The 15,759-nt window shown below is 55.3% G+C and carries 10 protein-coding genes; 2 read left to right on the top strand and 8 right to left on the bottom strand.

Features of this window, described 5'->3' with window-relative positions; translation table 11 throughout:
• Nucleotides 1-73 precede the first annotated feature (73 nt).
• Together cysI and cysJ are read right to left on the bottom strand one after the other, a co-directional pair.
• Nucleotides 74-1,786 carry an assimilatory sulfite reductase (NADPH) hemoprotein subunit gene (gene cysI, locus A8O29_RS05020; protein WP_125352083.1) on the bottom strand — a complete coding sequence of 571 codons (1,713 nt, stop codon included), beginning with the start codon at nucleotides 1,784-1,786 and terminating at the stop codon, nucleotides 74-76.
• Entirely contained in the window at nucleotides 1,786-3,591 is a 1,806-nt protein-coding gene (cysJ, locus tag A8O29_RS05015) for an NADPH-dependent assimilatory sulfite reductase flavoprotein subunit (protein ID WP_125352085.1), read from the bottom strand. Before cysJ ends, cysI begins: the two co-directional genes overlap by 1 nt.
• Before the next feature lie 317 nt (nucleotides 3,592-3,908).
• Here cysJ and queD point away from each other — a divergent pair, with 317 nt between their 5' ends.
• Nucleotides 3,909-4,271: a 6-carboxytetrahydropterin synthase QueD gene (queD, locus tag A8O29_RS05010; RefSeq protein WP_110511417.1), complete on the top strand. Its 363-nt coding sequence runs from the start codon at nucleotides 3,909-3,911 to the stop codon at nucleotides 4,269-4,271.
• A 53-nt stretch (nucleotides 4,272-4,324) separates the two neighbouring features.
• On the opposite strand, the gene queE is transcribed toward queD, so the two are convergent.
• The 6 genes from queE to rlmD form a co-directional block, all read right to left on the bottom strand.
• Nucleotides 4,325-4,996 carry a 7-carboxy-7-deazaguanine synthase QueE gene (gene queE / locus A8O29_RS05005; protein ID WP_125352086.1) on the bottom strand — a complete coding sequence of 224 codons (672 nt, stop codon included), beginning with the start codon at nucleotides 4,994-4,996 and terminating at the stop codon, nucleotides 4,325-4,327.
• Nucleotides 4,997-5,138: 142 nt separating this feature from the next.
• Nucleotides 5,139-6,434: a phosphopyruvate hydratase gene (eno, locus tag A8O29_RS05000; RefSeq protein WP_125352088.1), complete on the bottom strand. Its 1,296-nt coding sequence runs from the start codon at nucleotides 6,432-6,434 to the stop codon at nucleotides 5,139-5,141.
• A gap of 80 nt (nucleotides 6,435-6,514) precedes the next feature.
• Entirely contained in the window at nucleotides 6,515-8,152 is a 1,638-nt protein-coding gene (pyrG, locus tag A8O29_RS04995; protein WP_110511420.1) for a glutamine hydrolyzing CTP synthase, read from the bottom strand.
• A 223-nt stretch (nucleotides 8,153-8,375) separates the two neighbouring features.
• The gene (gene mazG / locus A8O29_RS04990; protein ID WP_125352090.1) at nucleotides 8,376-9,167 is read right to left on the bottom strand and encodes a nucleoside triphosphate pyrophosphohydrolase; all 792 of its coding nucleotides are present in this window, start codon (nucleotides 9,165-9,167) and stop codon (nucleotides 8,376-8,378) included.
• An 85-nt stretch (nucleotides 9,168-9,252) separates the two neighbouring features.
• Complete coding sequence (relA, locus tag A8O29_RS04985; RefSeq protein WP_125352092.1) at nucleotides 9,253-11,484, bottom strand: GTP diphosphokinase; 2,232 nt, start codon at nucleotides 11,482-11,484, stop codon at nucleotides 9,253-9,255.
• 51 nt (nucleotides 11,485-11,535) lie between these two features.
• Nucleotides 11,536-12,834, bottom strand: coding sequence for a 23S rRNA (uracil(1939)-C(5))-methyltransferase RlmD (gene rlmD, locus A8O29_RS04980; RefSeq protein WP_125352094.1), 1,299 nt, complete (start codon nucleotides 12,832-12,834; stop codon nucleotides 11,536-11,538).
• A 57-nt stretch (nucleotides 12,835-12,891) separates the two neighbouring features.
• Here rlmD and barA point away from each other — a divergent pair, with 57 nt between their 5' ends.
• Nucleotides 12,892-15,639: a two-component sensor histidine kinase BarA gene (barA, locus tag A8O29_RS04975; RefSeq protein ID WP_125352096.1), complete on the top strand. Its 2,748-nt coding sequence runs from the start codon at nucleotides 12,892-12,894 to the stop codon at nucleotides 15,637-15,639.
• The last annotated feature ends 120 nt before the right edge of the window (nucleotides 15,640-15,759 follow it).

Below are 15,759 nucleotides of genomic sequence, written 5' to 3'. Positions count from 1 at the left end.
GGGCGACACTGCGTTTGCCCGGCCTACAAAACCGGTAGGCCCGGTAAGCATCGCGCCACCGGGCAATAAAACGTTATTCCCAGAAATCCCGGGCCGGATCGAGCACCGGACGGATGATCCCTGCGCGCACGGTGAAATCACCAAAGCCTTCATCGGCTTCGCGCTCTTTGGACCAGCGCCCCACCAGCTCATCAATCGAGTCGAGGATTTCCGATTCGGTGATGTTCTCGCGGTACATCCGAGGGATACGCGTTCCCATGCGATTGCCGCCGAGATGCAGGTTGTAACGTCCAGGCGCTTTACCCACCAGGCCCAGCTCGGCCAGCAGCGCACGGCCACAACCGTTAGGACAGCCGGTGACACGCAGGACGATATGCTCATCGCCCACGCCGTGACGTTCCATCACCGCTTCCACTTTGTCGACGAACGACGGCAGGAAGCGTTCGGCTTCGGCCATCGCCAGCGGGCAGGTTGGGAACGACACGCAGGCCATGGAGTTTTCACGCTGCGGCTTCACCGCGTCCATCAAACCGTGATCCTGTGCGAGCTTCTCAATCTTCGCTTTTTCGCTTTCCGGCACGCCCGCCACAATCAGGTTCTGGTTGGCAGTCAGACGGAAATCACCTTTATGGATCTTAGCAATTTCCAGCAGACCGGTTTTCAGCGGACGATCCGGGTAATCCAGAATGCGGCCATTCTCAATAAACAGCGTCAGGTGCCATTTCTTGTCGATGCCTTTTACCCAGCCAATACGGTCGCCGCGGCCGGTAAATTCATAAGGACGGATCGGCGCGAAGGTCATGCCCGCGCGACGTTCCACTTCCGCTTTGAACACCTCAACGCCGACGCGCTCCAGGGTATATTTGGTTTTTGCGTTTTTCCTGTCGGTACGGTTACCCCAGTCGCGCTGAGTCGTCACCACCGCTTCAGCAACCGCCAGCGTATGCTCGAGCGGCAGGAAACCAAACTCACTCGCGGTGCGGGCGTAGGTTTTCTTGTTACCGTGATCGATAGACAAACCGCCGCCCACCAGCAGGTTAAAGCCCACTAGCTTGCCGTTTTCCGCCACCGCGACAAAGTTCAGGTCGTTGGCGTGCAGGTCGACGTCATTCTGCGGCGGAATAACCACCGTGGTTTTAAATTTACGCGGCAGGTACGTTTCACCGAGGATCGGCTCTTCGTCAGTGGTCGCGACTTTTTCCTGATCGTGCCAGATTTCAGCATAGGCGCGGGTGCGCGGCAGCAGGTGTTCTGACAGTTTTTTCGCCCACTCGTAAGCCTCAGCATGCAGCTCAGACTCAATCGGGTTCGAGGTGCAAAGCACGTTACGGTTGACGTCGTTGGCGGTCGCCAGCGCGTCTAAGCCCACCTCGTGCAGCATCTGGTGCGCCGGTTTGACGTTCTTTTTCAGAATGCCGTGAAACTGGAACGTCTGGCGGTTGGTCAGACGGATGCTGCCATAAATAGTGTTGTTTTCGGCAAACGTGTCGATCGACTGCCACTGTTTGGTGGTGATAATCCCACCCGGCAGGCGGCAGCGCAGCATCATCGCGTGGCGCGGCTCAAGCTTTTGCTCCGCGCGTTCGGCACGAATATCGCGGTCATCCTGCTGATACATGCCGTGAAAACGGATCAGCAGAAAGTTATCGCCGTTGAAGCCGCCCGTCAGGCCGTCATGCAAATCTTCCGCGATGGTGCCGCGCAGATAATTGCTCTCTTTCTTCAGACGCTCTGCGTCGGACAGCTTACCTTCGACCACTAAAGGGCCGGGATGTTTTTCGCTCATTAGTAGACATCTCGCTGATAACGGCGCTCAACGCGCAGCTCACTTAAATATTCATCCGCCGTTTCGGTATCCATCGCACCGAACTCGGCAATCACTTCCAGCAAAGCCTGCTCAACGTCTTTCGCCATGCGATTAGCGTCGCCGCAGACATAGATGTGGGCACCGTCATTGATCCAGCGCCACAGCTCTGCGCCCTGTTCGCGCAGTTTGTCCTGTACGTAGACTTTTTCTTTTTGATCCCGGGACCAGGCCAGGTCGATCTTCGTCAGGACGCCTTCTTTAACATAGCGCTGCCACTCCACCTGATACAGGAAGTCGTCGGTGAAATGCGGGTTGCCGAAGAACAGCCAGTTTTTACCTTCCGCCCCGTCTGCGGCACGCTGCTGCATGAAGGCGCGGAACGGCGCAATACCGGTGCCAGGGCCAATCATGATAACCGGCGTTTCCGGGTTCGCGGGCAGGCGGAAGTTGTCGTTATGTTCGATGAAGACGCGGATTTCACCGTCTTCTTCTACACGGTCAGCGAGGAAGCCGGATGCGCCACCGGTGCGCGCGCGGCCTTCGATATCAAAGCGCACGGCACCGACGGTGATGTGGACTTCGGTTTCGACTTCGGCCTGCGATGAGGCGATGGAATACAAACGCGGCGTCAGCGGACGCAGCAGACCAATGAGGATGTCGGCGTCTAACTGCGCTGGCGAGAAACGGACCATATCGACAATCGGGGTGGTCGCGGCGTAGTGCTGCAGTTTCGCTTTGTCGCCCACCAGCGGCAACAGTGATTCGCTACGGGTCAGGGTGGCGTAGTTTTCCACGATATTGGCGGTGTTCACCGTCAATTCAACGTGCCATTCCAGCGCTTCGCTCAGCGGCAAAGTTTGACCGTTAACGGTCACCGACTCATCGCCTTTCAGCCACAACAGCTCTGCCAGTTCTTTCACCAACGCAGGGCAGTTCTGATACCACACGCCAAGCGCATCGCCTGGCTGATAGCGCAGACCGGAATCCGCCAGGTCGATTTCAATGTGGCGCACGTCTTTTTCAGAGTCGCGACCGGTGATTTTCTGATTCACGGCAAGAGACGCGGTGAGCGGTGCTTCTTTGGTGTACGGGCTGGAGTGAACGTCGTTCACCACGCCAGTTGCCGACGCGACGGCCTGAGCGGGTGTCTCTTTCGGCGCACGTGCTTTCAGTACTTCGACGATGCGTTCGCGCCATTCTGCTGCCGCTGGCTGGTATTCCACGTCAGTATCGACGCGATCCAGCAGGCGTTCTGCGCCCAGTTCGGCCAGCTTGCCGTCAAAGTCTTTGCCCGACTGGCAGAAGAATTCGTAGGACGTATCGCCGAGGCCAAACACCGCAAACGCAGTGCCGTTAAGCTTCGGCGCTTTTTTCGAGAACAGGAACTTGTGCAGCGCCACGGCTTCTTCCGGCGGTTCGCCTTCACCTTGCGTAGACGTCACCACCACCAGCAGTTTTTCCTGGGCGATTTGTTTGAATTTGTAGTCGCCCGCGTTCACCAGTTTAACGTTGAGTTTTGCTGCCAGCAGATCGTCACGCAACTGTTCCGCCACGCGTCTGGCGTTACCGGTTTGCGATGCAGAAATCAGGGTAATGGCTGGCGCTTCAACGGTAGCAGGCGCGGCGGTCATCACGCTGCCCGGCTGCTGATTAAGCATGCCCCAGAAATAGCCAGAAACCCAGGCCAGCTGGGTCGGTGAAAGATCGGTGGTGGCCGCCTGCAGGCGTGCCAGTTGCTCCGGGTTCAGCGGAAGCAAAGCGGAAGGTGGGGCCTGTGTCGTCATGCGTCGTTATGTTCCAGTAGCAAAGCTGTTTTACATGCAAAAACAGAAAAGAGAGTTCGATTCTGGTCAAGGTTAACGGTGGCAATAATAACCACTAAATAAGGGTTGGAAATAATAAATAACCAAATGGACTAACCGCTTTTAGTTGTCATAACTATCTGCAAAACTGGTTAATTAATCGCATGATTTATAGGTGTTTTTCAGGAGTCACCCGCCTGTACTTGCCCCCTCATCGTTAATGGCGGTTTTAGTTAATGCGAAAAAAGGCGCTTTGCTGTAAGATTCGCCGGTTTTTTCCGCATTTTCGAGAGTTAACGATGTCCACCACCCTGTTTAAAGATTTCATGTTTGAAGCTGCTCACCACCTGCCGCACGTACCGGAAGGCCACAAGTGTGGTCGCCTGCACGGACACTCCTTTATGGTCCGTCTGGAAATTACCGGCGAGGTGGATCCGCACACGGGCTGGATCATGGATTTTGCCGAACTGAAAGCGGCGTTCAAACCGACCTATGATCGTCTCGATCACTATTATCTGAACGATATCCCGGGCCTCGAAAACCCGACCAGCGAAGTGCTGGCCAAGTGGATTTGGGATCAGATGAAGCCGTTGGTTCCGCTGCTGAGCGCCATCACCATCAAAGAAACCTGCACTGCTGGCTGTGTCTATCGCGGCGAGTGAAATGGTGAAGTGTTGTTGATGAAAAAAGCCCGGTCAATGAACCGGGCTTTTTGTCAGGCGATATTGAGGTATTTGTGGGTCTGCATCGATAAACGCCAGTTGCGGGCGATACAGGTTTCAATGCACAGACGCGTCGCGTCATCTTTCTGGCTGATGGGCTGCAGGGCGATAACGCGCTGCTTTTCGTCACTCAGCGTCTCCAGCAGTTCGTCCAGCGCTTCGATGTCGCGTACGCGGCCAACCGGGTGTTTAATCTCGTCAGCGCGATGCAGCGCCTGGGACAGCACTTCGTATCCACCCCGCATATTCACCTTCGGCGACACTGTCACCCAGGTCGCGTGTGAACAACGCACTTCATGGGTGCCGCTGGTTTCAATCTGGCAGCTGTAACCATTATGCTCGAGCAGCGACGTCAGCGGCGTTAAATCGTGAATGCACGGCTCGCCGCCAGTGATGACCACGTGACGCGCGGTCCAGCCCTGACGAGTGATGGCAGTCAGCAAGTCTTCCGGCGTACCGGCGCCCCATTTGTCGCTCTCTTTGGTTTTCGCCAGAATGCTGAACAGAGACACTTCCCGATCTTCCAGCATGTCCCAGGTATGTTTGGTATCACACCACGCACAGCCAACCGGGCATCCCTGCAGTCGAATAAAAATGGCGGGAACGCCGGTGAAGTAACCCTCGCCTTGCAGGGTCTGGAACATTTCGTTAATCGGGTACTGCATAGTCATCTCTAAGAAGGGAGTAAAGAGTAAGTATCGCAGATTTGGCGCGCCACGGCGAGACAAGCAGCTGCCCCGCCGCGTTTTCCAGGCAATAAAAAACCCGCCGAAGCGGGTTTTTTTAGAGTAAAGCGACAGTAATGAATTACTGACCTTTGATCTCTTTCAGACCGTTGTACGGTGCTTTTTCACCCAGTGCTTCTTCGATACGAATCAGCTGGTTGTATTTAGCAACGCGGTCAGAACGGCTCATGGAACCGGTTTTGATCTGGCCTGCAGCAGTACCAACCGCCAGGTCAGCGATGGTTGCATCTTCAGTTTCACCGGAACGGTGAGAGATAACTGCAGTGTAGCCAGCGTCTTTAGCCATCTTGATTGCAGCCAGAGTTTCGGTCAGGGAACCGATCTGGTTGAATTTGATCAGGATGGAGTTAACGATGCCTTTGTCGATGCCTTCTTTCAGGATCTTGGTGTTGGTTACGAACAGATCGTCACCAACCAGCTGGATTTTGTCGCCCAGCACTTTGGTCTGGTATGCGAAACCATCCCAATCAGATTCGTCCAGACCATCTTCGATGGAAACGATCGGATACTGCTTGGTCAGATCTTCCAGGAAGTGGGTGAATTCTTCGGAGGTGAAAGCTTTGTTGCCTTCGCCAGCCAGAACGTATTTACCGTCTTTGTAGAATTCAGAAGCAGCACAGTCCATCGCCAGAGTGATGTCTTTGCCCAGCTCGTAGCCCGCTGCTTTAACTGCTTCAGCGATTACAGCCAGTGCTTCAGCGTTGGAACCCAGGTTTGGCGCATAGCCACCTTCGTCACCCACTGCAGTGTTCATACCTTTAGCTTTCAGAACTTTAGCCAGGTTATGGAACACTTCAGAACCCATACGAACGGCTTCTTTCAGGGATTTCGCGCCAACTGGCTGAATCATGAATTCCTGAATATCAACGTTGTTGTCTGCGTGCTCACCACCGTTGATGATGTTCATCATCGGAACCGGCATGGAGTATTTGCCTGGGGTGCCGTTCAGTTCAGCGATGTGTTCGAACAGCGGCTGACCTTTAGAAGCTGCAGCAGCTTTGGCGTTAGCCAGAGACACAGCCAGGATCGCGTTAGCGCCGAAGTTAGATTTATTTTCAGTACCGTCCAGATCGATCATGATCTTGTCGATGCCAGCCTGATCTTTGGCATCTTTGCCAAGGATAGCCTGAGCGATTGGGCCGTTTACAGCGCCAACAGCTTTCAGTACGCCTTTACCCAGGTAGCGGGATTTGTCGCCATCGCGCAGCTCCAGCGCTTCGCGGGAACCAGTAGATGCACCTGATGGCGCAGCTGCCATACCGACGAAACCACCTTCCAGGTGTACTTCGGCTTCAACAGTCGGGTTACCACGGGAGTCGATGATTTCACGACCGATGACTTTAACGATTTTGGACATTAGGTTTTCCTCAGTACAAGTTAAACTAAAACTCCAGACAAACAACGCCCCAAATCAGGGGCGCTGCCGTTCTAACTTTTTTACTTCGCCTGACGCTTCTGGTAATCGCTAGCGGCTTTCACGAAGCCTGCAAACAGCGGATGCCCATCACGCGGCGTAGAAGTAAACTCCGGATGGAACTGACAGGCAACGAACCATGGGTGATTCGGAACCTCGATGATCTCGACCAACTGATCATCCCCGGAACGGCCCGCAATACGCAGGCCCGCAGCTTCAATCTGTTTCAACAGCATATTGTTGACTTCATAGCGGTGACGGTGACGCTCGGTGATGGTCTCATCGCCGTACATCTTGCGAACCAGGCTGTCGTCGCTGAGCTGGCAGGCCTGAGCCCCCAGACGCATTGTGCCGCCGAGATCGCTTTTCTCAGTACGCACTTCGACATTCCCGTTTTCATCACGCCATTCGGTGATAAGGGCCACAACCGGGTACTTACAGTCTGGCACAAATTCCGTTGAGTTGGCGTTTTCCATCCCGACTACGTTACGAGCGAACTCGATCAACGCAACCTGCATACCCAGGCAGATGCCCAGATAAGGAATATTGTTTTCACGCGCAAAGCGTGCGGTGGCGATTTTGCCTTCAACACCGCGGTAGCCGAAGCCGCCAGGGATCAGAATAGCATCAAGACCTTTCAGAATTTCGACACCACGTGTTTCAACATCTTGCGAATCGATAAGCTTGATGTTGACGGTAACGCGGTTTTTCAGGCCACCGTGTTTCAGCGCTTCGATAACTGACTTATAGGCGTCCGGCAGTTCTATGTACTTGCCGACCATACCGATAGTCACTTCGCCTGCCGGGTTAGCTTCTTCGTAGATAACCTGTTCCCATTCTGACAGATTAGCTTCCGGACAGTTCAAGCTGAATCGTTTACAAATATAATCGTCCAGACCCTGTGATTTCAACAGGCCCGGGATTTTATAAATGGAATCGACGTCTTTCAGAGAAATGACAGCCTTTTCAGGAACGTTACAGAACAAAGCGATTTTCGCACGTTCGTTGGCCGGAACGGCACGATCGGAACGACAAATCAGAATATCCGGCTGAATACCGATGGAGAGCAGCTCTTTTACAGAGTGCTGAGTCGGTTTGGTTTTCACTTCACCCGCAGCGGCCATGTATGGCACCAGGGTCAGGTGCATAAACAGCGTGTTCTCACGGCCTACTTCGACGGCCAGCTGGCGAATCGCTTCGAGGAACGGCAGGGATTCGATATCACCTACGGTACCACCGACTTCAACCAGCACGACGTCGTGGCCTTCGGCCCCGGCGATGACGCGCTCTTTAATCGCATTGGTGATGTGCGGGATAACCTGAACGGTCGCGCCCAGATAGTCGCCACGGCGCTCTTTACGCAGAACGTCGGAGTAGATACGGCCAGTGGTGAAGTTGTTACGACGCGTCATTTTAGTGCGAATGAAACGCTCGTAGTGGCCCAGGTCCAGGTCGGTTTCAGCGCCGTCTTCGGTAACGAACACTTCCCCGTGTTGGATAGGACTCATGGTCCCCGGATCGACGTTGATATACGGATCCAGTTTCATCATGGTCACGTTAAGGCCACGGGCTTCTAGAATGGCTGCGAGGGATGCGGCTGCAATGCCTTTACCCAGAGAGGATACGACCCCGCCGGTCACAAAAATATAGTTCGTTGTCATGCTGAACCTGAGAAGTTAGGTTGGAATGATGGAATAACCAAGACGGGAAAGTAGTATACCCGAACACGGCGAGTGCCACAAACATTCATTCTCCGTCTCCATTCCAGGCCCAGACAAACATAAGGAGTGAGAAAATAGCCCCTTTTGGGTAAATGTTTTTGACGTAAATCAAGCGCTTGTCATTTTAAAAATCACACAAATAGCGCTTGATCGCAAAAAACTGTTAGAGATCAGATTCCTGCCGTTTTACCTCTTGCCAAACACTTTCCATCTCTTGCAGGTCGATCCCGGTCATTTCAAGGCCTCGCTCGGCAACAATCCTTTCCACTTCACGGAAACGACGCTCAAATTTGAGGTTCGCTTTTTGCAGCGCAACTTCGGCTTTAACCCCTAAATGACGCGATAAATTGACCGTCGCAAACAGCAGGTCGCCCATTTCCTCTTCGACCTTGGCTTGGTCGACGACAGCCTGCTTGGCTTCATGCATCACTTCGTCGATTTCTTCGTAGACTTTGTCGAGTACCGGGCCCAGCGTGGTCCAGTCAAAACCGACCGTCGACACGCGTTTCTGGATTTTATGGGAACGCATTAACGCAGGCAGGCTGTGCGGAATGTCGTCCAGCGCTGAGTGCTGCGATTTCTCCGCCCGCTCGGCGGTTTTGATTTGTTCCCAGCGCGTCAGCACTTCCGTGCTGTTCGCGGCGGTGGCATCCGCAAAAATGTGGGGATGGCGGCGCTCCAGCTTGTCGCTGATGGCGGCACAGATATCGTTGAAATCAAAGCGCCCTTCTTCCTGCGCCATTTGCGCATAAAACACCACCTGGAACAGCAGGTCGCCGAGTTCACCGCGCAGATCGTCAAAATCTTCACGGCTGATGGCGTCCAGCACTTCATAGGTTTCTTCGAGGGTGTAAGGCGCGATGGTGGCGAAAGTCTGCTCTTTGTCCCACGGACAGCCGGTTTCCGGGTCACGCAGGCGTTTCATGATGCCGAGCAGGCGGTCGATTTGAGTCATGGTAAATCCTTGAAAAGTAGGTCCGGCAAAAAACGCGCCGCCGGACATTTTGTATGATGTCCGGCGGCGCTGATTGCAGAGAAAATTAACCGCCGTGCAAACGACGCGCGTCTATCACGTCCGGCACTTGGTTCAGTTTACCGAGCACCCGGCCCAGCACCTGCAGGTTGTAGATTTCGATGGTCATGTCGATGGTGGCGAGCTGCTGTTTGGTGTCGCTGCGACTCGCTACGCCAAGCACGTTGACCTTCTCATTGGCGAGGATGGTGGTGATATCACGCAGCAGGCCGCTGCGGTCGTTCGCCTGTACACGCACCACCAGCGAGTAGCCTGCGGAATAGCTTTCCCCCCAGACCGCATCGACGATGCGCTCCGGTGCGTGGGATTGCAATTCCACCAGTTGATCACAGTCGGCGCGGTGCACGGAAATTCCGCGCCCCTGGGTGATGAAGCCGACAATCTCGTCACCCGGAATGGGCTGGCAGCAGCGCGCAATGTGATGCATCAGATTGCCAACGCCTTCCACCACCACGCGGCCGTCATCTTTTTTGCGGCTATGCGGGTTGTAGGTTTTCTGCTGCAATTGCTTCAGCGCGGCGGCATCCTGTTCGGCGGCGCTCGGCTTGTTAAACTGCGACTGCAGGAAGTTCACCATCTGGTTGAGGCGAATATCGCCGCCGCCAATGGCCGCCAGCAGTTCGTCGAGATCGTTGAAGTTGTAGCGCGGCAGCAGTTGCTTTTCCGCTTCCTTCAGGCTGATCCCGAGATGCGCCAGTTCGTCGTCGAGGATCTGACGTCCGGCGAGGATGTTTTTGTCGCGATCCTGTTTGCGGAACCAGGCGTGAATTTTTGAACGTCCGCGGCTGGTCGTGACGTAGCCCAGGTTCGGGTTCAGCCAATCGCGGCTCGGGTTCGGTTGCTTCTGGGTGATGATTTCAATCTGATCGCCCATTTGCAGCTGATAGGTAAACGGCACGATGCGACCGCCGATTTTCGCGCCGATGCAGCGGTGCCCCACATCGCTGTGGATGTGGTAGGCAAAGTCGAGCGGCGTAGAGCCTGCGGGCAAGTCAACCACGTCGCCTTTCGGGGTAAACACGTACACCCGGTCGTCGAACACCTGGCTGCGCAGTTCGTCGAGCATTTCGCCTGAATCGGCCATCTCTTCCTGCCACGCAATCAGCTTACGCAGCCAGGCAATACGGTCTTCGTGTCCGCGCGCGCCGCTGGACGCCGCGCCCTCTTTGTATTTCCAGTGCGCCGCTACGCCAAGCTCAGACTCTTCATGCATCTGGCGCGTACGGATTTGAATCTCCACCGTTTTCCCATCGGGGCCCAACACCACGGTGTGAATCGACTGATAGCCGTTCGGTTTCGGGTTCGCCACGTAATCGTCGAACTCATCTGGCAGATGGCGGAAAAGGGTATGGACGATGCCCAGCGCCGCGTAGCAGTCCTGCAAACGTTCGGCGACGATACGCACCGCACGTACATCGAACAGCTCGTCAAACGCCAGATGCTTCTTCTGCATTTTGCGCCAGATGCTGTAAATGTGTTTCGGTCGGCCGTACACTTCCGCCTTCACGCCCTCTTCTTTGATTGAGGCGCGCAGCGTGCCGACGAACTCATCAATGTAATGTTCGCGATCGATACGGCGTTCGTGCAGCAGCTTGGCAATGCGCTTGTATTCCGCGGGATGCAGATAGCGGAAGCAGTAATCTTCCAGCTCCCATTTCAACTGACCAATACCGAGTCGGTTGGCCAGCGGGGCGTAGATGTTGGTACATTCTTTCGCCGCCAGCACGCGTTCATCTTCCGGCGCATCTTTCACTTCACGAAGGTGCGCAATACGCTCGGCGAGCTTGATGACCACGCAGCGGAAATCGTCGACCATCGCCAGCAGCATGCGGCGAACGTTATCGACCTGTTCAGAAGAGACGGAATCGTTATGGGTGGCTTTTAGCTGGCGAATGGCGGCCATATCGCGCACGCCGTGGATAAGCGTGACGATAGATTTACCGGCGCTCTCCTCCAGCTTTTCTTCGCTGACCACGTCGCTCACCACCAGCGGGAACAACAGAGCCGCCCGCAGTGAATCGATATCCATGTTCAGCATGGAGAGGATTTCAACCATCTCAACGCCGCGCCACAGCAGCAGCCCGGCATCAGGATGATCTAGGGTTTGTTCGCGACAATAGGTCCATGTCTCGGCTAAGCGTTCACACGACTGCTGGCTGGAAATTCCCAGGCTTGCTATCCATTTAACTGGATCAAACTCACCAGCTTTATTGAGATGTGCACTGCGTACCGCAACCATTGTCCTCTCCTTTAGGGACGGGGCCTGTCGGATTCGACAAGCCTTGATTCATTATATGTGCTCGAACAACACCATCGACTCCAGGTGCCCAGTGTGCGGGAACATGTCCAGCATTGCCAGACGCTGAATTTGATAGCCCGCCGCCAGCAGCACTTCGCTATCACGCGCCAGCGTTGCCGGATTACAGGATACATACACCACCCGAGCGGGGGCTAATTTTACGACATGCTGCATCACGCCCGGTGCGCCCGCGCGCGCAGGATCGAGTAAAATTTTGTCAAAACCGTTTTGCGCCCAGGCCTGCTGGGTGACGTCTTCTTCAAGATTTTCGTGGAAGAAGGTCACATTGTGCAGGTTATTCTGTACTGCGTTCTGCTGGCCTTTCTCAACCAGTGCGGGCACGCCTTCCACGCCCACCACGCTTGCCGCACGTTTTGCCAGCGGCAGCGTAAAGTTGCCCATCCCGCAAAACAGATCCAAAACGCGGTCCTGGGGCTGAACATCCAGCCACGCCAGCGCCGTTTCAACCATCCGCTGATTCACGCCGTCGTTGACCTGAATAAAATCGCGCGGACTGAACGTTAAGCGTAGCCCGTCTGAACTGTACCAGGGCAATTCGCCGTTAACGTGTTCAATGCTATCGCTTTGTGGTGCCAGCCACAGGGCCAGCTGGTGTGAATGCGAAAACTGTTCCAGTTTTGCTTTATCGGCCGCGGAAAGTGGTGCGTTATGGCGCAACACCATCAGCGGACCGTTATCAGCCTGCACCAGTTCCACGTGCCCTAAATGACGGACAGCCGAAAGCGACGCCAGGCAGTCGCGCACCGCAGGCAGCAGTGCCTCAAGAGTGGGCACCAGCACGGGGCATTGCGTGACCTCGACGATATCGTTCGAGCCCGCCTTGCGAAAACCCATCTGCAAATGCTGAGCCTTCGGTTGATAATTCACGCTCAGACGTGCACGACGGCGATAGCCCCACGGCGACGCAGAGAGAACCTCATCCACGTCATGTTTCATCATGCGCGCTAACGCCGCCTGTTTGCTGCGCTGTTGCAACGCGACGCTGGCATGTTGCTGCTGACAGCCACCGCACACGCCAAAGTGCGGGCAGCGCGGCTTCTCACGTTCAAGGCTGTCGTTCAGTCGACGTTTTACCTGTCCGCGTGCATACTGTTTTTTATCCTCGGTGATGCGAATTTCAGCGCTTTCACCGGGCAACAAACCGTTGATAAACAGTGTTTTCCCGTTATGGCGCGCTACCCCCTGACCGAAAGGGTCCAGGTCGCTCACCGTCACGGTTATGATCTCGCGCGTCGTCACGCGGCGTTTTGCAGAGTAGAATTGCGCCATTCAGAGATTTTTCTCAAACGAAGTAAGTTAACCCTGATTCTCCCATAACGGACCTCCATGACCAACTACAGCCTGCGCGCGCGCATGATGATCCTGATCCTGGCCCCAACCGTCCTGATCGGTTTGCTGCTCAGCATCTTCTTTGTCGTTCACCGCTACCACGATCTGCAGCGTCAGCTGGAAGACGCCGGGGCCAGCATCATTGAGCCGCTCGCGGTCTCCAGTGAATATGGCATGAACTTACAAAACCGTGAGTCAATAGGACAGCTCATTAGCGTCCTGCATCGCCGACATTCTGACATCGTGCGGGCGATTTCGGTGTATGACGAGCACAACCGGCTGTTCGTGACGTCCAACTACCACCTTGACCCGAGCGAGCTGCAGCTGCCGAAAGGCGCGCCGATCCCAAACCGCCTCAGCGTCTCGCGCAGCGGCGATACGATGATCCTGCGCACGCCCATTGTCTCCGAAAGTTATTCCCCGGATGAATCGCCGACCTCGGAAGCCAAGACGCCGATTAATACGCTCGGCTATGTGGCGCTGGAGCTCGATCTGCGCTCCGTGCGGCTACAACAGTACAAAGAGATTTTCATCTCCAGCGTGATGATGCTGTTCTGTATCGGCATTGCGCTGATTTTCGGCTGGCGTCTGATGCGCGACGTCACCGGGCCGATTCGCAACATGGTGAACACTGTAGACCGTATTCGTCGTGGACAACTCGACAGTCGGGTGGAAGGCTTCATGCTCGGCGAGCTCGATATGCTCAAGAACGGCATTAACTCGATGGCGATGTCGCTGGCGGCCTATCACGAAGAGATGCAGCACAACGTCGACCAGGCGACCTCCGATCTGCGGGAAACCCTCGAGCAGATGGAAATCCAGAACGTCGAGCTGGATTTGGCGAAGAAACGCGCCCAGGAAGCGGCGCGTATTAAATCTGAATTCCTCGCCAACATGTCACACGAGCTGCGCACCCCACTCAACGGCGTGATTGGGTTTACCCGGCTGACGCTCAAAACCGACCTCAATTCGACCCAGCGCGATCACCTCAATACCATTGAGCGCTCGGCGAACAACCTGCTGGCCATCATCAACGACGTGCTGGACTTCTCTAAGCTGGAAGCCGGTAAACTGGTTCTGGAAAGCATACCGTTCCCGCTGCGCAATTCGCTGGATGAAGTGGTGACACTGCTTGCCCATTCGGCCCACGACAAAGGGCTTGAGCTGACGCTGAACATCAAAAGCGACGTGCCGGATAACGTGATTGGTGACCCGCTACGACTGCAGCAGGTTATTACCAATCTGGTCGGGAACGCGATTAAATTTACCGAAAACGGCAACATTGACGTACTGGTAGAAAAACGCGCGCTGAGCAATACCAAAGTACAAATTGAAGTGCAGATCCGCGACACCGGCATCGGCATTCCTGAGCGCGATCAGTCGCGTCTTTTCCAGGCCTTCCGCCAGGCAGATGCCAGTATTTCACGACGTCACGGCGGGACCGGTCTGGGTCTGGTGATCACCCAGCGTTTGGTAAAAGAAATGGGCGGCGATATTTCCTTCCACAGCCAGCCAAATCGCGGTTCAACTTTCTGGTTCCACATCAATCTGGATCTCAATCCGAACGTGGTATCCGAAAGCCTGACCACCGCTTGCCTGGCAGGGAAACGTCTGGCCTATGTCGAAGCCAACGCCTCTGCCGCGCAGTGCACGCTGGATATTCTGGCGACTACGCCGCTGGAAGTGGTGTACAGCCCGACCTTCTCGGCGCTGCCGGAAGACCGTTACGATATTCTACTGATTGCGGTGCCGGTATCGATGCGTGATTTAAACTTGCATGCCGACAAGCTCGAACAGGCCTATCGCATGACCGACTTCCTGCTGCTGGCGCTGCCGTGCCACGTGCAGGTCGATGCTGAACAGCTCAAACAGAACGGCGCGGCGGCTTGTCTGCTGAAACCGCTGACCTCCACTCGCCTGCTGCCTGCGCTGACGGAATACTGCCGCGTCAATCAGACCTCGGCGGTGCCCAACAGTCAGGTCGCGCGTCTGGGAATGACGGTGATGGCGGTGGATGATAACCCGGCGAACCTCAAGCTTATCGGCGCGCTGCTGGAAGACCAGGTGCAAAACGTTGAGCTGTGCGAAAGCGGTCAGGAGGCGATTAATCGCGCCAAACAGATGCAGTTCGACCTGATTCTGATGGATATCCAGATGCCGGATATGGACGGCATTCGCGCCTGCGAACTGATTCACCAGTTGCCACATCAGCAGCAAACGCCAGTGATTGCGGTGACCGCCCACGCCATGGCCGGGCAAAAGGAAAAACTGCTGAGCGCCGGGATGAACGACTATCTGGCGAAGCCTATCGAAGAGAGCAAGCTGCGAAACTTGCTGCTGCGCTATAAGCCGGGGCTGAGCATTCCGCAGCCTGAAGTAAGCGAGCCGCACCCGCCGGTGAATCTGAATACCACCCTCGACTGGTCGCTGGCGCTGCGTCAGGCGGCCAATAAGCAAAATCTGGCGCGAGACATGCTGCATATGCTGATCGATTTCCTTCCGGAAATTCGCAACAAAGTGGAAGAACAGCTGGTCGGTGAGAAGCCCGAGGATTTGGTCGACGCGATTCACAAGCTGCATGGCAGTTGCGGCTATAGCGGCGTACCGCGGTTAAAGAATCTGTGCCATTTGATAGAAGGCCAACTGCGCAGCGGCGTTTCGCCAGACGAGCTTGAGCCAGAGCTGCTTGAGTTGCTGGACGAGATGGACAACGTAGCAAGAGAAGCGAAATTGATTTTGGGGTGACGGAGCACGCTGATGCCCTCTCCCCGACCCTCTCCCACAGGGAGAGGGAGAAAAACGATATCTGCGCTGCTTTCCCCTCACCCCCGCCTCTCTCCGAAAGGGGCGAGAGTGAAAACAGAG

The organism is Scandinavium goeteborgense (assembly GCF_003935895.2).
In the GTDB taxonomy this organism is placed as follows: Bacteria; Pseudomonadota; Gammaproteobacteria; order Enterobacterales; family Enterobacteriaceae; genus Scandinavium; species Scandinavium goeteborgense.
This window is presented reverse-complemented; position numbering and strand designations above follow the sequence as displayed.